This window comes from Nocardia arizonensis (genome assembly GCF_001310275.1).
Lineage (GTDB): Bacteria > Actinomycetota > Actinomycetes > Mycobacteriales > Mycobacteriaceae > Nocardia > Nocardia arizonensis.
In genome coordinates this window covers 22,226-42,648 of sequence record NZ_LGYZ01000055.1, presented here as the reverse complement: position 1 = coordinate 42,648, position 20,423 = coordinate 22,226, and the positions used below count along the sequence as shown (strand labels likewise).

Here is a 20,423-nt window from a genome sequence, read left to right as displayed (position 1 = left end):
GCCTCCACCATCGCGTCCACGGCGAAATGCATGTCACCCGCACACCGAGGATGGATGTGTTCATACGAGTTAGAAAATGCAATTTTAATAGCAAGTTCTATGCCGCTCGACACTGCTTCTCCACTTATTTCCCCTAAAGACTTCATAACTACCTGACCAAACGACGGTCAGATACTTTCCTTCATCCAGGAGGTACTCTAGCGCTGTTCCACACTCGGTTCCTTGCAGGGAGATCATCGAGTGCGCGGTCCGCTTCGTGCAGAAGATCGTCGAAGCTCGTGAGCGGAAGCCAATAGTCGGCTCCCCCTGGCCCGGTACTCCCACAGAGTTCGCGCCGAGTCGACCACTTGATACCGCGTCAGGACAGTGCCGGGAATCGCTTCTCCGCCGGCGAACGTCGCGGGAAACGTCCTCGGCGCCGACTTCGGGCCGGCCGGCTCGCGCTCATGTGCGCCTGCGTCGTTTCCGTCGTGGGGATGGGCGCCGCGATCAACCTCCTCGTCCCCGATGCGCGCGAGGATATCGAAACCGGCGCCTACGCTGAGCCAGGACGCCGCCGCCCGCTGTTCGCCACGGACACTGGTCGGCCACAGTCGATTCGGGCCATGTTCGCGCGGAACGCATCGTGCGAGGAATGCGGTCCCTCCGCTGCGACTCGCTTGCCGAGAATCGCGCGAGGGACAGGTGTCAAGTCACCGGCATCCCAGCGCGGCCGTCACCTCGTAGGCCGAGGTGTGCGCACAGAGCCGGCGCAGCACCTCGGGCATCTCGGGTTCGGTCGGCAGGTCGGCCTCGGTGCGGATCACCTGGCGTATGACCTAGGAAGGTGGTCGATCGCGGGAGTCGGAACTCGCGCTCTCCTGCGCGGATGTCGTGCTCGTGGCCGTGGCGCGACGGGACAGGACTCGGGCTTCTACCTGGTGGATCAAATCGCGGACTCGGGGATCGCGGGCGAGGCGGTCGTCGAGAACGACGTTGACGGCACCGCGCAGGAGCGCATAGGGCTCCCATTGGATGGGGGCGATGGTGCGGGGAGCGCGGCGGAGGATGCCTTCGGCGATCGACGTGGCCGCTTCGCTGGCGGTGATGCGGCGGTTCAGCGGCCAGGGCAGCAATTCGCCCACATCGCGGCCCAATTCGTCGTCATCGAGGGTGCCGTGGGTCATCGCCGTATCGACGATGCCGAAGTAGGCGACGCCCGCCGTGGCGCCCGAGGCCGCCAACTCGACCCGCAAGGCGCGGCCGAACTGCTCCACGGCGGCCTTGGTGGTCATATACGGCGATCCGGCCATGCCGGGAGCGAAGGCGGCGGCCGAGGACACCACGACGACATGGCCGCCGACGGCGATGACGTGGGGCAGCGCCGGGTGCACGGTATTGAAGACGCCGATGAGGTTGATGCCGACCACCCGGTCGAATTCGGCGGGGTCCATGGTCGCGATGGTGGCGGGTTCGGGTACCACCCCCGCATTGGCGACGACCACGTCAAGTCGACCGAAGCGCTCGTGTACCTCGGCCACCGCGGCGCGCATGGCCGCGCGGTCGGCGACATCGGCGGTGCGGGCGAAGGCATTGTCCCCCAGCGCGGCCGCGGCCGCGGCGGCGGCCGTGCCGTCGATGTCGACGATGGCCACCGACGCGCCGCGCGCGATCATGTCCTCGGCCAGCGCCCGGCCGATTCCGGTGGCCGCGCCGGTGATCAGCACGACCTTGTCGCGCGGGTCGAGCGCGCCCGCGCCCCGCGCCGCCGACGGTACGGCGGCGAGCAGTTTGCGCAGCGGCAGCAGATCGGCCAGGTTCATCGCCGACTCGATTCGGGTGTGCGCGAAGCGCGCGGGTCCAGTTCATAGGATTCGGCGTCGAAACGCCGGGTGCGACGCCGGTACTCGAAACTCCAGTTCGGATACAGACCGGCATTGTGGCCGTCGGGGGTCTGGTAGTAGCTGCGGCAGCCGCCGGTCAGCCAGGCCGTGTCGCGGCTGCGCTCGTCGACCTCGTCCAGGAAGGCGCTCTGCACCTCGGCCTTCACCTCGACCCGGCCGAAACCCTTGTCCCGCATGGTCTCGAGCGCGTCCACGATGTACTGCAACTGCGCCTCGATCATGTAGATCGCGGACTGGTTGCCCGCCGCGCCGAAGGGGCCGAGCGTACAGAAGAAGTTAGGGAATCCGGCGATGGCCGCACCCAGGTAGCTGCTCGGGCGGCGGTGGTATTGATCGGCGATGGAGCGGCCGTCCGCACCGCGCACACGTTCGAAAATGCCAGGTGGCACGCCGAATCCGGTCCCCCAGATGAGGGTGTCGATCGGATACTCGACGCCGTCGGCGGTGAGGATGGAATGCGGGCGGATCTCCTCGATGCCCGCGGTGACCACCTCGACATTGGGGCGGGTCAGCGCCGGGAAATAGGTGTCGGAGAAGATCGCGCGCTTGCAGCCGATGACGTAGTCGGGGGTGAGTTTGCGGCGCAGTTCCGAATCGCGCACCTGGCGTAGCAGTTGCAGTTTCGCCAGGGTCTCGTAGGGATGGCGGAAACGCTTGTCCACGAAGCCGACCAGACCGAACGTCTCGATTCCGGCGAAGTACGCGCCGCGAATCGCCTTGCCGAGCAGTGGAACCCGGCGCAGCATCGCGCGCTCGACACCGGAGGTGGTGCGGTCGAGGCGCGAGACGATCCAGGGCGCGGAACGCTGGAAGACCGTCAGCGTGCGCACCTTCGGCTGAATCTCGGGGATGAACTGCACGGCCGAGGCACCGGTGCCGATCACCGCGACCCGCTCACCGGTCAGGTCGTGGTCGTGATCCCAGTGCAGCGAATGGAATTGAGTGCCCGCGAAACTCTCGCGCCCCTTCAGCGCCGGAATCTGCGCCTCGCTGAACGGACCGACCGCCGAGATCAGGATGTCGGCGGTGAGCTCACCGCGACTCGTGTGCACCGTCCACAGCCTGCGACCCTCGTCCCAGTCCGCCCGCTCCAGCTCGACCCCGAACCGCATGTGCGGGCGCACCCCGTACCGGTCGGCGACATCGCGCAGATAGGCCAGGATCTCCGGCTGGGTGCCGTAGGTGCGCGACCAGTTCGGATTCGGGGCGAAAGAGTAGGAATACAGATGCGAGGGCACGTCGCAGGCCGCACCGGGATAGGTGTTGGCGAACCATGTGCCGCCGAGATCCTCGGCGCGTTCGAGGACGAGGAAATCCTCGAAACCGGCCTCGCGTAATTTCACGGCGAGGCCGATGCCTGCGATGCCCGCTCCGACGACGGCGATCGGGACGTGTGCGGGTATGTCAACGGCCATGTCAGCCAGTCCTTTCCGGCGCGGGCAGCGTCGCCCGCCGAACAACTACAGGTCCAGGGTGAGTTCGCTGCCGCGCGAACGGGATACACAGGTGAGCATGTAATCCGCGCGTTCGTGGTCGGCGAGCCTGCGATCGCGGTGTTCCACGGTTCCGTTCAGGACCGCGACCTTGCAGGTGCCGCAGAATCCCTGCTGACAGGAGTAGGCCACCCCCGGCAGCACGCGCCGGATGGCGGCCAGCGCGGATTCCTCCGCGCCGACCCGCACGGTGTGCCCGCTGCGCCGCAGCGTGAGGTCGAACTCCACCCCGTCGCGCACCGGCAGCGGGGAGAAGCGTTCGGTATAGAGCGCGGTACCGGGATCGAGGGCGCGCAGTCGCAGGGCCGCGGCGTCCATGAGCGCGGGTGGGCCGCAGACGTAGGCCGCGGACCCGGCGGGCACGCGGTCGATGAGATCCGCCGGTTCGGCCACGCCGAATTCGTCGTCCGGGCGCACAACGAGTTCGCCGCCGCCGAGTCCGGCGAGATGGCTCAGGAAGGGCATACTCGCCCGCGACCGTCCCAGATACACCAACCGCCAGGGGATCGCGGCACGGGCCGCCTCGGTGACCATCGGCAGGATCGGGGTTATCCCGATACCGCCCGCCACGAACACGTACGCCGGTGCCGCGATGAAGGGAAAGGCATTGCGCGGGCCGCGAATACGCAGCTCGTCACCGACGCGCAGCGTGTCGTGCACCTCCAGCGATCCGCCGCCGCCGTCGGCGATGCGCCGCACCGAGATCCGGTAGCGGGCCCGGTCCGCGGGATCGCCGTCCAGCGAGTACTGACGCTGACGGCCCGAGGGCAGGAACAGGTCGAGGTGCGCGCCCGGGGACCATTCCGGCAGCGGCGCCCAGTACGGATCGCGCAGGGTCAGGCTGACGACGTCCTCGGCCTCGGCCTCGATCCGGTCGATCACGACCGCGCGCTCGTAGCCGTCGCGGCGCACCGGGCTCGGGCGCGACAGTACGCGCGCGGCGGCGGTCTGCACGAAGACCGTCTTGTAGGCGTCCACCGCCGAGGCCAGCAACCGCACCCCCGTACCGGGGCGGTATTCCTCGCTCACGACTTGGTGCCCCGGGCGGCGGGCGACTGCGCCAGATAGCGCAGCGCGTTGTCCATCGGACCCAGTTGCGAGGGATGGAAACCCGGCCTGAGATAGCGCGGTATCTCGGTGAAGAAGGTGGTGAAGCTGGGGATCACGCCGCGGAACGACGCGCTCGCCAGTTGCACGGGCCACCACCGGCCCTTGTCGGGTTCGGGATCGCGCCCGAAGAGGTAGCCGCTCGAGGCGACGAACAGGAAAAGGAGTCCGAAACTGGCGATGAGCGCCTGCCTGGCCTTGCGCGAGTAGCTGCCGTCGACGTACATGTAGGCGTCGTAGACGACGCTGCGATGTTCGACCTCCTCGGCACCGTGCCATCGGATCAGGTCGAGCATCGCCGGATGCATACCGGCGGCCTCGAGCTTGTCGTTGGTGAGCAGCCATTCGCCGATGACCGCGGTGTAATGCTCCATCCCCGCGAACAGGGCGAGCCGCTCGCACAGCCACGCGTGTTTGGCGCGGCCGGTGAGGCCGTGGTCGCCGAGCAGGCGATCGGTCAGCCAGGACATGGTCTCGACCATGGAGTCGACGTCGAGTCCGATCCGCTGCAACTGTCGCCGAGCCCGTTCGTGCGAACTGGCGTGCATGGATTCCTGGCCGATGAATCCGCGGACCTCCTCGGCCAGCCGCTCGTCGGAGATCAGCGGCAGCGCCTCAGTCAGGGCCTGCGCCATCGCCCGCTCGCCCTCCGGGAGGAGCAGATGCATGACATTGATGATGTGGGTCGCCATGACCTCACCCGGGATGTAGTGCATCGGCACCGTGTCGAAATCGAATTCGACATCGCGGGCGTGGATGGCGTGCGCCTGGTCGGTATACGGGGCAGAACCCATCTCGCGTGGTCCTCACGTCTCGTCGCTGAAACCGGACACTGGGAATCTAAAGCTGAAATCAAATGATGTCAACATCATGCGATGTCAACTTCTCGGTATGAGAGGATCGGGACATGGTCGCCGATTCGGACGCAACGCCCCCCGGTATGCGGCGCTGGCGCGGGCTCGCACCCGCGCAGCGGGTCGCCGCACGCCGCGAACAGCTGATCGAGGCGGGCATCGAACTCATGGGCACGGTCGGCGCCGCCGGCATCTCCATGCGCGGCATCTGCCGACAGGCCGGGCTCACCGAGCGCTATTTCTACGAGAGCTTCCCCCATCTCGACGCCCTGCTGACCACCGTGCTCGAGACGGTGGTGCTGGCGGCGCGCGACCATCTGCTCGACGCGTTGACCACCGCGCCCATCGACCGCGACGCCATGTTCCGCCACTGCGTCGCGGCGTTCACCGACCATCTGACCGAGGATCGTCGGCGCGGGCGCATAATGTTCGTCGAATCGCAAGCCACCACCGCGCTCAGCACCCGGGCCGACGAACTCATCGAATTGTTCACCGCCCCCATCGCATTGACGATCGGCGCGGGCGACTACCGGCAGCCCGCACCCGACCACCTCGACAGCGTGCTCAACGCCAATGCCATCTTCGGTTGTCTGGCCTACATCTATCGCCCGTGGCTGGAGGACTCGATTCCGGTGCCGCGGGAGCGTTTCGACGAACACGCGGCGCGACTGCTGATCGGTATCGCCGTGGTGCGCTCGAGCCACGCGGAATCGCGTCCGTAGCCGCGACGAGCAGACCGGATGGTCGGGAACCAGACACCGACTTCGAGTGAATTCGGCCGGGCCGCAGGTCCCCCGCCCTGCGAATCCGAGCCCGCCGCGGAACCGGTCCCCGCGGGCCGCCGACACGCGACCTTTCCGTACGAATCTGTGTTTCGATGGAACCGGTGCGTGGGCGAATGCGTCTCAATGGGCATACGCGACTAGTGGAAGGGCGGCCGGGATGGCGGTGGAGAGCCCGTTCGGGGCGTTCATGGAGGATGCGGCGTCGGGGGCGCTGCGGGTGCGGATGGAACCGCAGGTCTTCATCGACTTGGATGCCGCGTGTCAACAGCTCATCGATGAGCTCATCGTCGCCCAGCTGGACGCGCGGTCTCTGGGCGAGAAGGAGGCATGGGGGCTCGGTGAGGGCAACGCCCGGCTGTCCTCGGCCATCGAGTTGGTGAAACTGTTCCGCGAGAAGGCATTCGGCGGGCCGAACAACGCCTACGACACGATCGGCGACTACATCACCGTGGCCACCGACTTGCGCGCGTTGTTCAGCGCCATCCGCGAAACCTACGAGCGCACCGACGAAGATTTCGCGCGCAGACTGCGGGAGATCCACGTATGACCGAGTTTCGGCCGTACGCACGGATACTCGCTTCGGGCGCTGCGATCACCTCGACGCTGCTACTCGCCACCGCCTGCGACGAGAGCGGCAACCCTACGCCGGTGACGACCACGAATACCGCGCCGGCGGCCACGTCCGGTGCGAGTACCGCCTTCGACCCGTGCGCGGCTCTCACCCAGCAGTTCCTCGCCGAACACCAATGGGACGCGCGCGCTCCCGAGCGGAAGCAAACGACGACCGGCGGGGTCGTCTGGCAGGGCTGCGCCTATCTGGCCCAGACGCGCTACAGCTTCACCGTCCAGACGACCAACGGCACGCTGGCGCAGGTCCATGAGAAGTTCCCCTCCGCCACGGCCACCACCATCAACGGCAGGAAGGCATTGCGGTACCAGGCAAGACCCGATATGCCCGGCGGCTGCACGGTGAATGTGGAGATGACCAGCGGCTCCCTCTACATTCTCGTCGACGACCCCCGCGCCGCCCATCCGCGCAAACTGTCCCCCTGTGACAATGCCACCGAGATCGCCGAGGCCGTGGTGCCGCTGCTGCCCGCGGGCAGCTGAGGTCCCCCCGCGCGCGGTGTGGGCGATCCGGCGAGGATCACGCCGCTGGCGTGATATCGGTGCGGTGGACGATACTTCGGGATGTGTCGATGCCTGCAACCGATCCGGTGTCCAGTCCGAGCTTGTTCGACTGCTGTGCCGCGGTGGGCGGTCTGCTGACCGGTCTGGTCCGGCCGCGCCCCGCCGATCAACGTTTCCTGCGCACCATCACCGACGCCGGACTGCCGAATCCCGCGCGCACGGTGCGGATCACCGCGTTGCGGCAGGTGCCGCGGCCGGTGCCGACCTACGGCGTGGCCGAGGGCGTCCTGCGGCCGCGGCGGCTCGCGAATTCCATGACCACGTTCGTCCTCACCCACCCCGAGGCGCGATTCCTCGTCGATCCGGCGATCTGCACCGACGTCGCCGACCGGGCCATCGCGCAATTACCCGCCATCCTGCGGCCGTTGGTGCGCCCGCCCAGCACCACCGTGCCGACCATCGAGGCGCTGCGCGAATTCGCCGACCCGGCCACCGTGGATTTCGCGCTGCCGACCCATGCCCACTGGGATCATGTCTGCGGTCTGCTGGATCTGCCGGGACTCGCGGTGCGGCTGCACCGCGTCGAACACGAGTGGGTGTCGACCGGGCCGGTCGCACCGGTCGGCGGTGTGCGCGACGCGCTGCGGGAGCGCGAGACGACGCACTACGATCTCGACGGCCCGCCCGTGCTCACCTTCACCCGCAGCCACGACCTGTTCGGTGACGGCTCGGTCCTCCTGGTGGATCTCGCCGGCCACACCCCCGGCAGCGTAGGCGTGCTCGCCCACACCGAACGCGGCTGGGTGCTGCTGGCGGGCGATGCGGCCTGGCATCGCGTCCAGATCGATGAAATCCGCCAGAAGGCAAGCTTCCCAGGCGAATTCGTCGATGTCGACCGCGATATGACCTTCAAGACCCTGCACCGACTGCATCTGGCCCGGCACACCGTCCGCGTCGTGCCCACCCACGATCACGATGCCGCCGTCGCGCTAGGCACGGGCACCGACGTCTGACCCGGTGCCCGAAAGGGCGGCGAAGCCCAGGATTCCGTCATCATTCCGTCATCGGCCGCCGCCGACCGGATCAGGAACCGTCGAAGGCGTCGAGGATCTGTTCGGCGGCCAGGGCGGCCGTCAGCGTGCCCTCCCTGACCTGCTGTTCGATTCCCGCGCGCAGGGCTTTCACCCGCGGATTCTCGGCGAGGCGGCGCAGCAGCTGATCGTTGACCATGGTCCAGGTCCAGTCGACCTGCTGGCGACGACGCTTCTCGTCGAACTCCCCCGCGTCGGTGAGCACCCGGCGGTGCTCGAGGACGGTGTCCCAGAACTTGTCGAGGCCCACTCCCTCGAGACCGCTCATGGTGAGCACCGGCGGACGCCACAGCGCGTCATGCGGATGGATCAGCCGCAGCGCGCCCGCGAGTTCGCGGGCCGCGGCCTTGGCCTCGATCTCGTGTTTGCCGTCGGCCTTGTTCACCGCGACCAGATCCGCGAGTTCCAGCACGCCCTTCTTGATGCCCTGCAACTGGTCTCCGGTGCGGGCCAGGGTCAGGAAGCAGAAGACGTCGACCATGTTGGCGACGGTGACCTCGGACTGCCCGACACCGACCGTCTCCACCAGGATCACGTCGTAACCGGCCGCTTCCAGCAGCACGATGGTCTCGCGGGTGGCCTTGGCCACACCGCCGAGCGTGCCCGCGGTCGGCGAGGGGCGGATGAAGGCATCGCGTTCCAGTGAGAGCCGGGCCATGCGGGTCTTGTCACCGAGGATGGAGCCGCCGGTGCGAGTGGAGGACGGGTCGACGGCCAGTACCGCCACCCGATGCCCCTTGCCGATGAGGTCCATGCCGAGCGCGTCGATGAAGGTCGACTTGCCCACGCCCGGCACGCCCGTGATGCCGACGCGGTTGGACACCGCGGTGGCCGAATCCCCCGCCTGCGGAGTCAGTGCCAGCAGCAGCCGCTGGGCCAGCGCCCGGTGGTCGGACCGGGTGGATTCGACGAGGGTGATGGCCCGCGCCAGGGCGGCCCGGTCATTGGACCGGACCGCCGCGGCGAGTGCGTCGACATCGACGGTCCGACGTGCGGCCACCCGTTGCGGAGTGGCCGAACCTGCCTCGCTCATTCGGCGGTGGCGGCTTCGCTGCCGTGGCCGAGTTCGGACCCGAGCTTTTTCAGCAGGTCGATCGCCGCGTCGGCGATCACGGTGCCCGGCGGGAAGATCGCCGCCGCACCGGCCCGATACAGCTCCTCGAAGTCACCGGGCGGAATGACGCCGCCGACGATGACCATGATGTCGGGGCGACCGACATCGGCCAGTGCCTGCCGCAGGGCGGGCACCAGCGTGAGGTGGCCCGCCGCCAGCGAGGACACACCGACGACGTGCACGTCGTTGTCGGCCGCCTGCTGCGCCACCTCTTCCGGGGTCTGGAACAGCGGGCCCACGTCGACGTCGAAGCCGAGATCGGCGAAGGCGGTGGCGATCACCTTCTGCCCTCGGTCGTGTCCGTCCTGGCCCATCTTCGCGACGAGGATGCGCGGACGACGGCCCTCGGCCTCGGCGAATTCCTCGACGAGCTCGCTCGCGGTGGTGATGTTGGTGACCTTGCCTGCCTCGTCGCGGTACACACCCGACAGGGTACGGATCTCGGCCTGGTGCCTGCCGTACACCTTCTCGAGCGCGTCGGAGATCTCGCCGACGGTGGCCTTGGCGCGCGCGGCGTCGATGGCCAGCGCCATCAGGTTGTTGTGCATTCCGCCCTCGGCGGAGGCCGCGGCGCGGGTCAGTTCGTTCAGTGCCCGCTCGACCGCGGCCGGATCCCGTTCCGCGCGCAGACGCCGCAACTTCTCGATCTGCTCGGCGCGCACCCGGGAGTTCTCGACCTTGAGGACCTCGACCTGCTGGTCCTCTTCGACCTGGTACTTGTTGACACCGATCACCGGTTGCTGACCGGTGTCGATGCGCGCCTGCGTGCGGGCGGCGGCCTCCTCGATGCGCAGTTTCGGGATGCCCTCGCCGATGGCCTGGGCCATACCGCCGTGCGCCTCGACCTCGGCGATGTGGGCGCGGGCGCGGTTGGCCAGCTGATGGGTCAGCCACTCGACGTAGTACGAGCCGCCCCACGGGTCGATCGGCCGGGTGGTGTTGGACTCCTGCTGGATGAGCAGCTGGGTGTTGCGGGCGATACGCGCGGAGAAGTCCGTTGGCAGCGCCAGCGCCTCGTCGAGCGCGTTGGTGTGCAGCGACTGGGTGTGGCCCTGGGTCGCGGCCATCGCCTCGATGCAGGTGCGCGCCACATTGTTGTAGGCGTCCTGCGCGGTCAGCGACCAGCCCGAGGTCTGCGAATGGGTGCGCAGCGACAGCGATTTCGCGCTCTTGGGGTTGAACTTCGCGACCAGCTCGCTCCAGAGCAGCCGTCCCGCGCGCAGTTTCGCGACCTCCATGAAGAAGTTCATGCCGATCGCCCAGAAGAACGACAGGCGCGGCGCGAACTTGTCCACCTCCATGCCCGCGTCGATGCCGGCCCGGATGTATTCCACGCCGTCGGCGAGGGTGTAGGCCAGCTCCAGGTCGGCGGTCGCGCCCGCCTCCTGGATGTGGTAGCCGGAGATGGAGATCGAGTTGAACTTCGGCATCTTCGCGCTGGTGTAGGCGAAGATGTCGGAGATGATCCGCATCGAGGGCTTGGGCGGGTAGATGTAGGTGTTGCGGACCATGAACTCCTTCAGAATGTCGTTCTGAATGGTTCCGGCCAGCTGTTCGGGGGCGACGCCCTGCTCCTCGGCGGCGACCACGTACAGCGCCAGGATCGGCAGCACCGCGCCGTTCATGGTCATCGACACCGAGACCTGGTCCAGCGGAATGTGATCGAAGAGCTGGCGCATGTCGAGGATCGAGTCGATCGCCACGCCCGCCATGCCGACATCGCCCTGCACGCGCGGATGGTCGGAGTCGTAGCCGCGGTGGGTGGCGAGGTCGAAGGCCACCGAAAGACCCTTCTGCCCCGCCTGGAGATTGCGGCGGTAGAAGGCGTTGGAGTCGGCGGCGGTGGAGAATCCGGCGTACTGGCGAATCGTCCACGGCTGGTTGACGTACATGGTCGGGTACGGTCCGCGCACGAACGGCGCGACACCCGGCACGCTGTCGAGCGGATAGCCCTCGGCCACCACGGCGTCGCGATCGGCCTTGGTGAACACCGGCGCTACGTCGATGCCCTCGGGCGTGGACCAGACGAGTTGTTCCGGTGTGTGGTGGTTGGCGGCCGCGGCCTCGGCGACGAACTCCGCCACGTCCGCGGCGTCGACCGCTGCGGGTTCGGGGGCGTGCTCGTGCAGTGGCACATCGGCGAAACTGCCGATCACATGGCCGACTTCGCGCGTGGTCATCAGGCTCCCACCTTCTCCAGTAGGTCCGACAACGCCGCGACCGCGTCGATCTTCGCGGCGAGGTATCCATCGGGGCGACGGCTCTCGCTCAGCTCGGCGACGGCCTTCGCCGCGCCCGCGAGCAGTACGGTCCGCACGCCCGCGGCACGCAGTGCGTCGACGGCCGCGCCCGCCTCGTCGGCGTAGCGCGCGTCCGATCCGCACAGCACCGCGATCGTCGCGCCCGCCTCGGCGACGGCCGCGCCGAGGCCGTCGGCCGCGAGCGGACCCGGGTTGACGGATTCGATACCGCCGGAGGCGAGCAGGTTGGCGACGAAGGTGACCCGCACATTGTGTTCGGCCACCGTGCCCAGCGGCACCAGCAGCGCCTTCGGCCGCGATCCGCGCGCCGCCAGATACGCGTCGGAGCGATCGCGCAGTGCCTCGAAGGCCGCGCCGTAGCGGGTGGCGAGACCACCCGCGCGCGCCGCCTCCGACAGCGGCTTCTCGGCCAGATTCGGGAACTCGTTGACGCCGGTGACCGCGAACCGCCGGTGCGCCACGTCGGCGCCGCGTTTCGCGGCGGTCTCGCCGATGCGCTCGGCCAGCCATCCCGATTCCAGCGCGGCCGAACAGCCGCCCGCGGCCTCGATCTCGCGCATGAACGTCCACGCGGCGCCCGCGAGCGCCGAGGTCAGTTCCTCGACATACCAGGAGCCCGCGCCGGGATCGCGGACGTGACCCAGATGCGATTCCTCGAGCAGCAGCAGCTGGGTGTTGCGCGCCATGCGGTCGGCGAAGGACCGCGAGACGCCCAGTTCACCGGCGGGCAGTGCGGCGTCGAAGGGCAGCACGGTGACGGTATCCGCGCCGCCGACACCCGCGCCGAACGCGGCGAGGGTGGTGCGCAGCATGTTCACCCACGGATCACGCTGGGTCATCATGGCCGCGGAGGTGACGGCGTGCTGGGGCGCGTCGCCGAAATCGGGCGCACCGCAGACCTGCGCGACCCGGGCCCAGAGTTGGCGGGCCGCACGGAATTTGGCGATGGTGGCGAACTGGTCGTCGGTGGCGGCGAGGCGGAATTCCAGCTGGCCGAGCACATCGGCCATATCGCGGCCCGGGATGAGCGCGCGCAGGTATTCGAGTCCGGCCGCGACCGCGGCGCCGAGTTCCTGGGCGTCGGAGGCGCCCGCGTCGTGGAAGACGGTGCCGTCCACGGTGATCGCGCGCACCGTCTCCGGGCGCGCGATGGCGGAGTCGGCCAGTGTCGCCGCCTCGGCGAGGTCGATATCGGCGCTGCCCGCGAATCGGCTGGTCAGCGGCGCCGCGCCGAGACCGACCGCGATGGCGGAGCGGTCGGGGGTCTGGTAGTCGTCCAGCGCGGCGAAGATCCGCGCGGCGGCCTCGGTGACCGATGTGCCCGCGCGCAGGCTCAGCGGCGCGAGTTCGAAGAGCAGTCCCGACAGCGCCGCGGACAGGTCCGCGACCGGCACGCCGCCCTCGCCCGCGGTCAACCGGACCGCGCTCAGGCCGTTCTCCAGACCCGCCAGGATCTCGCGGTTGGCGCTCGCCCCGTCGGTCGCGGTGACCGGCGCGGTCACGAACCAGCCGCGATGGATGTCGCGGGTGGCGTCGCGGCCGCGCACGAACGGGAAGCGCCCCGGCAGGGGCTGTTCCGGCAATTCGTCGCGACGGGTATACAGGGGAGCGACGGTCAGGCCGTCGTAGGTCGTCTCCGCGAGCAACTGCTCGGGTTCCTCCGGCAGATCGGCGATGTCGACCCTGCGGGCCTTCGCCAGCACGCCGGCCACTCCCTTACGCCATGCGGCGTACTCAGGCACCGGCGTCGAGGCCGGATCTGAAGCAATCGGCACTGCTTTCCCTCTTCCACTCGAGCCGGGCTCACCTACGGTGCGCACCCGCAAACCCCAGCATTCGCCCAGCTCAGCGACCACTTCGGTTAACGAGTATTCGTCTCGTTTCCTCTGATGCTAGCGGCAGCCGACACGGCGGTTGACGTCGGCAGCCACTACCAACCGGTAACCTGACGCGGGTGACCCGGCTCATCCGCAACCGACATATCGTCGCGCTACTTCTCGGAGTCGGGGTCGTCGTCACCGCGATGCTGCTACCGCTGCCGGGTCCGAGCCGGATCCAGGAGTGGGCCGGTTCGGCGGGCCCCTGGCTACCGCTGGTCTTCTTCGTCGTCTACACCATCGCGGCCACCGCGCCGATTCCGCGCACCGTGCTGACGGTCAGCTGCGGCGTCCTGTTCGGCCCGATCCCGGGCAGCGCGGTGGCGCTGTCGGCGACCACCGCGGCCGCCGCGCTGGCCCTGCTGCTGGTGCGCGCGCTCGATCGCGATCAGATCGCCGCGCGGCTCACCCACCCGGCGGTGCGCGCCATCGACTACCGTCTCGAGCGCCGGGGCTGGCTCGCGGTGGGCTCCCTGCGGCTGATCTCCTTCGCCCCGTTCTCGATCGTCAACTACTGCTGCGGACTGTCCTCGGTGCGGTTCTGGCCGTACCTGGTCGCCTCGCTGGCGGGCTCGCTCCCCGGCACGGTCGCCACGGTGATCCTCGCCGACGCCCTCACCGGAGGCACCGATCCCGCCATGATCGCGGTTTCGGCGACGTGTATAGCGTTCGGCCTCCTCGGACTCGCCGTCGACGCCCGCTGGAGTCCCCGCGCCCCCGAGGAACCGATGGCGACCGCGGCCCCGCCGTCCTGAAGCCGTCATCCCGAAATCGCGGCGCGCGAAGGCGCACCGCGACGTGATTCCGCATTGCGCGGAAAATACTCTCCGGTCGGAATAACGACCGGTATGCAGTAAACCCTCCGGTCGCCGCGACCGAATTCCGACTGGGCCGGTAACAATTCGGCGTCGACAATCGGCGGTGATTGTCGATCGCGACAGGAAAACTCCTCCGGGACAATCGATTACCGGAGCACAGTCGGCAACCTCGGTTACCCGGGCCGCGAAAACCCTGTAACGGCAAGCGAAACCCGACCGACACTGTCTGCGCCGCCGAAATGCGGCTTACACAGGGGGTCGGTATTCCGCCACCTGCATGAAAGTTCGTCAGCGCGCGCGTCGAATCGTAGAGGGGAAATACCGACATGGCACCGATGCTGTCCAAGGGTCAGAACACGCCGCTGCCGGAGGATGTGACAGGCATCGATGTCGTCCTCGGGTGGACCGAGGCGGATATCGAGGTGGACGCCTCGGCGCTGCTGCTCGGAACGGGCGGAAAGGTCGGATCCGACGCCGACTTCGTCTTCTACAACCAGCCGGAATCCCCGGACGGCGCCGTGCGCTTTCTCGGCACGGGCGTCACGGAGGACGGCGCGCAGGCCAGGATCGCCATCGACCTGGCAGCCGTTTCGGCCTCGGTCGACACGGTCGCGCTAGCGGGCTCCATCGCCGCCGGAACCTTCGGTGAACTCGGCAAACTCGCCTTCCGCGTGGTGGACGGCGCCGGGCACGTGCTCGCCGAGTACATCACCGCCGACGCCACCACCGAATCGGCCTTCGTCTTCGGTGAGATCTACCGCCGCGGCGGGGCGTGGAAGGTGAGAGCGGTCGGCCAGGGCTGGGATTGCGGACTGGCCGGGCTCGCCAAGGATTTCGGCGTCGACGTGGACGAGGACGCCGAACCGGGGACGAGCGCCGAAGCCGAGGCCGTGCCTGCCGCCGCGCCCGCGGCGGCCACCGCGTCCACCGATCGGCCCGCCGCGCCGCCCGCCAAGCGCGCCAAGGGTGTGCGCACCGCGAAACGGGTGACCAAGCGCGCCAAACCCATCGAATTCAGATTCGCCGAGGTCGACACCTGGCAGCCTGCCCGCCTGTTCTCGGTCTTCGGGGTCGGCGCGGGTGAGGAACAGGAACAGCGTGCCACCTCCGCACTGGTGTCGACGATGCAGGTGGTGCGACCGCTGGCCCGTGCCCTCTGCGCACGCATGGGCGCGCCCGCGGGCGCGTTCGAGGGCTATGTCGAGGTGCAGTACGAACGCGGCGAATCCAAGGTCGTCCCCGACGCCGTGCTGAAGGTGGTACGCGGCGCGCGCACCTGGACCGGGCTGCTCGAGGTCAAGACCGGCAACGGCAAACTACGCCGCGAACAGGTGGAGAACTATCTGGACGTGGCCCGCCGCAGGAAGTACGACGCGGTGATCACCCTGTCCAACGACGTGCCCGCGAGTCCGGGCGAACTGCCGGTCGAGGTGGATCGCCGCAAACTGGCGAAGGTGGCGCTGCGGCATCTGTCGTGGGCCGAGGTGACCCACGAAGTGCGCATGCTGCTCTCGCACGGCGGCGTCGAAGACGACCTGCAAGCCTGGATCACCGCCGAATTCCTCCGTTACCTGGAACATCCGCGATCGGGCGCCACCGAACTGCTCGATATGGGCAGGCACTGGGTCGCGGTGCGCGATGGGGTCACGGCGGGCACGCTGCGTGCGGGCGATCAGAAGGGCGCGGCCGTGGCCGAACGATGGGTGTCGCTGGCGCGTCATCTCGCGCTGCGGCTCACCGCGGAACTGGGGGTCACCGTCAAACACGTGCAGCCGCGCCGCCACCAATCCGATCCCGCCGCGCGCAATGCCGCGGTCGCCGAGCGGCTGGCCGCCGAGGGCGTCTTCGAGGCGGTGCTGCGCATTCCCGACACCGCCGGCGATCTGGTCGTGGTCGCGGACCTGCGCACCAACCGGATTCGCTGCCGCACGGTCATCGAGGCACCCGACGAGGGCACCTCGGCCCGGCGGGTGTCCTGGCTGCTGCGGCAGTTGGCCGATACCCCGGGCGAGGTGCAGGTCGAGGCGGTGTTCTCCGAACGCGGCAACGAGACGTGCGAGTTGCTGTCCACCGTGCGTACCGATCCGAAGACGCTGACCGCGGGCCGTGCCGGGGCGATTGTGTCCTTCTCGCTGGAGCGGGCGTTCGCGATGGGCAATCGACGGTCGGGAACCGCGGCCAGTTTCATCGCCAGCGTCACCGCGGCGGTGGACGCGTTCTACGGCACGGTGGTCCAGCCGCTGCGTGGTTGGGTACCCGCCGCGCCCAAACAGTCCGAGACCGTGTCGGGCGACGGCGCCGACGGTGACGAGGCGTAGGGCGACGCCCGCCCGGTCCACCCCGAACGGTATGAACATGTGAATAATCCTGCGCGGCACGCCATCTCCGGTGCTCGCCGAGAGGGCGGGAGCGGTGTTCGCCCGCGCGATGCGGGGGGCCTTTCGAGTCCCTGTGCCGGGTATCACACGCGTGTCGCGGAGTGCGCCACGCGACCGGATCACCGAAGCGATCTGTCGCCGCGACCCGGAAGTCCGAGGCGCGGCGGCAAACCCGTGCGGGCCGTCCGGCGTCGCGATCGAAAGTCGCTCACCGCAGGCTATTCCATCGGGAATCGCCAGGTGGGGTACCACCGATCGGATACATCGGCCCTCGTTCGAGGCGGTGTCCGTCCCGTCGCGCGGTTGTCGGGCACCATCGCAGTGAATGTCCACACTCCGAAAACGGTTATCGGACAACGCCGCAACGGTGGCGCGTAATTCGCCGTGCCGCAATGGCGGTACGCGGACGAGAGCCGGTGCGATGTCACCAAAACCGACCGTCGCACCGGAGGCTGGGTGAGAATGGGTACTGCCGAGATCCGGCCGTCAGGGGAAAGTCGGCGTACGGTAGCCGACGGAATATGGGGAAAGCAATGAGAGCCAAGAAGTTCGCCGCCACTGCTCTACTCGCGGTCGGCGCCACCGGAATCACCGCGGGCGTCGCTGCGGCGCAACCTGTTTCGAATACCGAATTCGGCGTGCGCGGCGTCGATCACGGTATCGCCTACGTCGCGGCGCCCAGCGCCGACGGCCGTGGCATCACGACCTCCGTCGACGCGGGCCGGTTCGTACTGGCCGCCGACGGCCGCTCGGTCTCGCTGACCGACGCGGCGGGCGGCGTCGTTGCCACCGTTCCGCTCGCCTTGCGGGCCGTGAACCAGACCATCGCGCTCGCGCCGCGGATCGACGCCGAGGGCCGTACCCTCACCCTCACGCCGCAGGCAGATGCCGCGCAGACCGCGACGGCCATCGACGAGGCGGCCGACACCCTCGCCCGCAAGCAGTACAACGCGGGCATCGGCGCGCTGATCGGCGCGGGCATCGGGGCCGTCATCGGCTTCTTCCTTGGCGGGGTCGGCGCATTGGTCACCGTCCCGATCGGCGCGGGCATCGGCGCGCTCATCGGCTTCTCCACGCCGTAGCCACTCGACGCCGAAGATCCGATGATCACGCTGCCCGCCCCGTACCCGGGGCGGGCAGCGTCACGAGAACGGCCCTACCGCGCGTTCACCCGAGCCGGCTACGATGAGCAAGCGCTCGGTTCGTGCCAGCCCGCACGGCCGGGCCACCGTATACGGAGGAAGGACCAGCGCGTGAAACGAAATCTGAACTGCCCCTGCGGGGAGTCCATCGTCGGCACCGACGAGGACGATCTCGTGGCCAAGACCCAGGCCCACCTGGCCGAGAAGCATCCCGACCACGATTACACCCGCGAAGAAATCCTGTTCATCGCCTACTGACCAGGCCGGGACACAGCCGCGGGACGGGTCGGCGACGATTCGCCCCGCAGCGGCCGCCCACCCGGGCCGCTCATGCCCGGCGCGGTCACCGCGGCGCCAACTCGACCGGCGTCGCGATCAGATCAACCACGGCGTCCCCGCGCAGCACCGTCACCTTCATCGGCGCGCCGATGGCCTCGGCGAACAGCGTGCGCTGCACATCCTGCGCGTCGCGGACCTCGGCGCCGGCGAGTCCGAGGACCAGGTCTCCGCGGCGCAGTCCCGCGGTCTCGGCCGGACTGCCGCGGACCACGTCGATCACCCGTACCCCGCTCGTGCGCCCCACGCGTTCGGCGAGGCGGGGCGACAGCGGCCACGGCACCGTGATCAGTCCGAGATAGGCGCGCCGGATGAAACCGTCCACGCGTAGCGCCTCGATGATGCGCCGGGTCGTGGGATTGACCGGAATGGCCAGGCCGAGTCCGATGCCCGCGACCGCGGTGTTGATGCCGACCACCCGACCCCGACCGTCCGACAGCGCACCGCCGGAATGGCCCGGCACGCACGCGGCATCGGTCTGGATCACCTCTTCGATCACGCGCCCGGCGCGGCGGGAGGATACCGGGACGGCGCGCCCGAGAGCGCTCACCACCCCCGCGGTGATCGAGCCCGCCAACCCCAACGGGCACCCCACCGCGACCACCATCTGCCCGACGACGAGGGTGTCCGCGTCGCCGAGCGCCACCGCACCGGGCGCACCGTCCCGAGCTCGCAGCACCGCGAGATCCGAGAGCGGATCGATGCCGACGACGTCGAACCGGGATTCGCCGCCGTCGGCGAAGGTGATCTCGCCGTGGCCGTCCGCACCCACCACGTGCGCGTTGGTGAGCAGGTCACCGTCGTCGGTGAAGACCACCGCCGAGCCGCCGCTGCCCCGCGTTCGCACGAGAGCGACCTTGGGCGAGACCGCCTCGGCGACACCGATCACCGTACGCGAGAAGACATCCATCGCGGTGTCGTCCACATCGACCACATCCTGCCCACACCGGCTACAGCACCACCTACCAGGATGCCGCCACGAGGCCGGTGACACACCGTATTCACCACAGGCGCAGATGAATTCGGCGCGTCGTGTCCGTGAACGGGAAAGGACCGCCCCCGCGGGCAGACCTCAGCGCGGCCCACCCTTGCGCGTGACGTAGACCAGACCGACGACGACGGCCACCACGGCCACGAGCGAGGCGACGAGCACGCCGTACTCCCACTCCGGCAAACCCCCGGAATTGACGCCGTAGAGGGTGAGGACCAGGGTCGGGCCGAGGAAGACGGCCGTGACGGTGGTGAGCACCTTGATGATCCGGTTGCGCTCGACATCGAGCGATGTGCGCAGCGATTCCAGCGCGTAGCGCACCTTGTCGTGTTCGAGTAGCGCGTACGCGGTGACGCCGTCGATATCGGCCATCAGCCCCTCCATCGGGGCGTCGAGTTCGCGGGACCGAAGGCCGATGTCGCCGCGCAGATGTCGGGCGGCGCGGGCCAAATGCCGCTGGCTGTCACGAATCCGGGAGATGATCTCCTCGATGGCCTTCATCCCGGCCAGCGCTTGGCGGATCTCGACGCCGCCGAAGGCACGCCGGTCGGCGGACGCGGCGTCGAGTTTGGCGCGGATCGCGGCGAGCGCGCGACTCTCGGCGTGCAGTACCCGATCCGATTCCTGGTTCAGCGACCACAACAGCGCGTACATGACACCCCGCGACGACGCGGTGAGCAGGGGTTTGCGACCCATCTTGACGATCGCGCCGTCGAAGGGCTCGAAGGGCTCCGATGGCTGCAAGGTCACCACGAATTGCTCGCCGAGGGCGAAGACGATGGTCTCGCAGTCGACGACCTCACCGCGGCGGAAATTCACGACCACGGGAAGGTAGATGAAATCGTCGGACTCCCCGCGCGCCGCGCCTGTGACGAAGTCGACGCCGAGCCGCACCCGCAATTCCGCGGCGGTCTCGGTATCGCTCGCGGACAGCGGAATCCAGTGTTTGCCGAGCACTTCGGTGTCGAAGTGCTCGGCGGGCGGGAAGACGGTCGAGGATCGCACCGCTACCCACCACCGCGGGATGGTGCCGATCTCCTGCACTGTCGTGCCATGGCGTGAACTCCAGACTCGGATCGTCGTACCTGGTGGCGCCGAGAGGCCACGGCGTGCGCCGCTCACCTCGCTTCGTCGTGTCGGGGTGCGCACGAATTGCGCGGTC

The 20,423-nt window shown here is 68.7% G+C and carries 17 protein-coding genes; 8 read left to right on the top strand and 9 right to left on the bottom strand.

What is annotated here, in order from left to right:
* Positions 1-818: 818 nt before the first annotated feature.
* From APZ21_RS10300 to APZ21_RS10285, 4 genes are read right to left on the bottom strand one after another with little or no spacing between them, the layout of a single operon-like run.
* Positions 819-1,802 (bottom strand): short-chain dehydrogenase/reductase, encoded by a 984-nt coding sequence (locus APZ21_RS10300; RefSeq protein ID WP_082392984.1) that lies wholly within the window; start codon positions 1,800-1,802, stop codon positions 819-821.
* Complete coding sequence (locus APZ21_RS10295) at positions 1,799-3,298, bottom strand: flavin-containing monooxygenase (protein WP_054813032.1); 1,500 nt, start codon at positions 3,296-3,298, stop codon at positions 1,799-1,801. Before APZ21_RS10295 ends, APZ21_RS10300 begins: the two co-directional genes overlap by 4 nt.
* Before the next feature lie 45 nt (positions 3,299-3,343).
* Entirely contained in the window at positions 3,344-4,405 is a 1,062-nt protein-coding gene (locus tag APZ21_RS10290; protein WP_054813031.1) for a PDR/VanB family oxidoreductase, read from the bottom strand.
* Positions 4,402-5,277, bottom strand: coding sequence for a metal-dependent hydrolase (locus APZ21_RS10285; protein ID WP_054813030.1), 876 nt, complete (start codon positions 5,275-5,277; stop codon positions 4,402-4,404). The genes APZ21_RS10290 and APZ21_RS10285 overlap by 4 nt, the downstream gene beginning before the upstream one ends.
* A gap of 113 nt (positions 5,278-5,390) precedes the next feature.
* Here APZ21_RS10285 and APZ21_RS10280 point away from each other — a divergent pair, with 113 nt between their 5' ends.
* The 4 genes from APZ21_RS10280 to APZ21_RS10265 all read left to right on the top strand — a co-directional run bounded on the left by APZ21_RS10280 (position 5,391) and on the right by APZ21_RS10265 (position 8,266).
* Positions 5,391-6,059, top strand: coding sequence for a TetR/AcrR family transcriptional regulator (locus APZ21_RS10280; protein ID WP_054813029.1), 669 nt, complete (start codon positions 5,391-5,393; stop codon positions 6,057-6,059).
* Between the two features lie 220 nt (positions 6,060-6,279).
* Positions 6,280-6,669 (top strand): hypothetical protein, encoded by a 390-nt coding sequence (locus APZ21_RS10275; RefSeq protein WP_054813028.1) that lies wholly within the window; start codon positions 6,280-6,282, stop codon positions 6,667-6,669.
* Positions 6,666-7,232 (top strand): DUF3558 domain-containing protein, encoded by a 567-nt coding sequence (locus tag APZ21_RS10270; protein ID WP_054813027.1) that lies wholly within the window; start codon positions 6,666-6,668, stop codon positions 7,230-7,232. The genes APZ21_RS10275 and APZ21_RS10270 overlap by 4 nt, the downstream gene beginning before the upstream one ends.
* Before the next feature lie 89 nt (positions 7,233-7,321).
* Complete coding sequence (locus tag APZ21_RS10265; RefSeq protein WP_054813039.1) at positions 7,322-8,266, top strand: MBL fold metallo-hydrolase; 945 nt, start codon at positions 7,322-7,324, stop codon at positions 8,264-8,266.
* Positions 8,267-8,336: 70 nt separating this feature from the next.
* On the opposite strand, the gene meaB is transcribed toward APZ21_RS10265, so the two are convergent.
* Genes meaB through APZ21_RS10250 form a run of 3 tightly spaced genes read right to left on the bottom strand, consistent with a single transcriptional unit; the run spans position 8,337 to position 13,494 of the window.
* Positions 8,337-9,377: a methylmalonyl Co-A mutase-associated GTPase MeaB gene (gene meaB / locus APZ21_RS10260; protein WP_054813026.1), complete on the bottom strand. Its 1,041-nt coding sequence runs from the start codon at positions 9,375-9,377 to the stop codon at positions 8,337-8,339.
* Positions 9,374-11,638, bottom strand: coding sequence for a methylmalonyl-CoA mutase (gene scpA / locus APZ21_RS10255; RefSeq protein ID WP_054813025.1), 2,265 nt, complete (start codon positions 11,636-11,638; stop codon positions 9,374-9,376). The genes meaB and scpA overlap by 4 nt, the downstream gene beginning before the upstream one ends.
* Positions 11,638-13,494, bottom strand: coding sequence for a methylmalonyl-CoA mutase family protein (locus APZ21_RS10250; protein ID WP_054813024.1), 1,857 nt, complete (start codon positions 13,492-13,494; stop codon positions 11,638-11,640). The genes scpA and APZ21_RS10250 overlap by 1 nt, the downstream gene beginning before the upstream one ends.
* 179 nt (positions 13,495-13,673) lie before the next feature.
* On the opposite strand from APZ21_RS10250, the gene APZ21_RS10245 reads away from it, so the two are divergent.
* The 4 genes from APZ21_RS10245 to APZ21_RS32865 all read left to right on the top strand — a co-directional run bounded on the left by APZ21_RS10245 (position 13,674) and on the right by APZ21_RS32865 (position 18,192).
* On the top strand, positions 13,674-14,351 hold the full coding sequence (locus tag APZ21_RS10245; RefSeq protein WP_174553555.1) for a TVP38/TMEM64 family protein: 678 nt from the start codon (positions 13,674-13,676) through the stop codon (positions 14,349-14,351).
* Between the two features lie 389 nt (positions 14,352-14,740).
* The gene (locus tag APZ21_RS10240; protein ID WP_054813023.1) at positions 14,741-16,732 is read left to right on the top strand and encodes a TerD family protein; all 1,992 of its coding nucleotides are present in this window, start codon (positions 14,741-14,743) and stop codon (positions 16,730-16,732) included.
* A 593-nt stretch (positions 16,733-17,325) separates the two neighbouring features.
* A complete protein-coding gene (locus APZ21_RS10235; RefSeq protein ID WP_054813022.1) occupies positions 17,326-17,874 on the top strand; it encodes a DUF8020 domain-containing protein in 549 nt (182 codons plus the stop codon).
* A 171-nt stretch (positions 17,875-18,045) separates the two neighbouring features.
* A complete protein-coding gene (locus APZ21_RS32865) occupies positions 18,046-18,192 on the top strand; it encodes a DUF1059 domain-containing protein (RefSeq protein WP_082392983.1) in 147 nt (48 codons plus the stop codon).
* Positions 18,193-18,277: 85 nt separating this feature from the next.
* Here the strand turns inward: APZ21_RS32865 and APZ21_RS10230 are convergent, their stop codons facing one another.
* Positions 18,278-19,180, bottom strand: a complete 903-nt coding sequence (locus APZ21_RS10230; RefSeq protein ID WP_054813037.1) for a S1C family serine protease — start codon at positions 19,178-19,180, stop codon at positions 18,278-18,280.
* 162 nt (positions 19,181-19,342) lie between these two features.
* Positions 19,343-20,266: a CorA family divalent cation transporter gene (locus APZ21_RS10225; RefSeq protein WP_162240327.1), complete on the bottom strand. Its 924-nt coding sequence runs from the start codon at positions 20,264-20,266 to the stop codon at positions 19,343-19,345.
* Between the last annotated feature and the right edge of the window lie 157 nt (positions 20,267-20,423).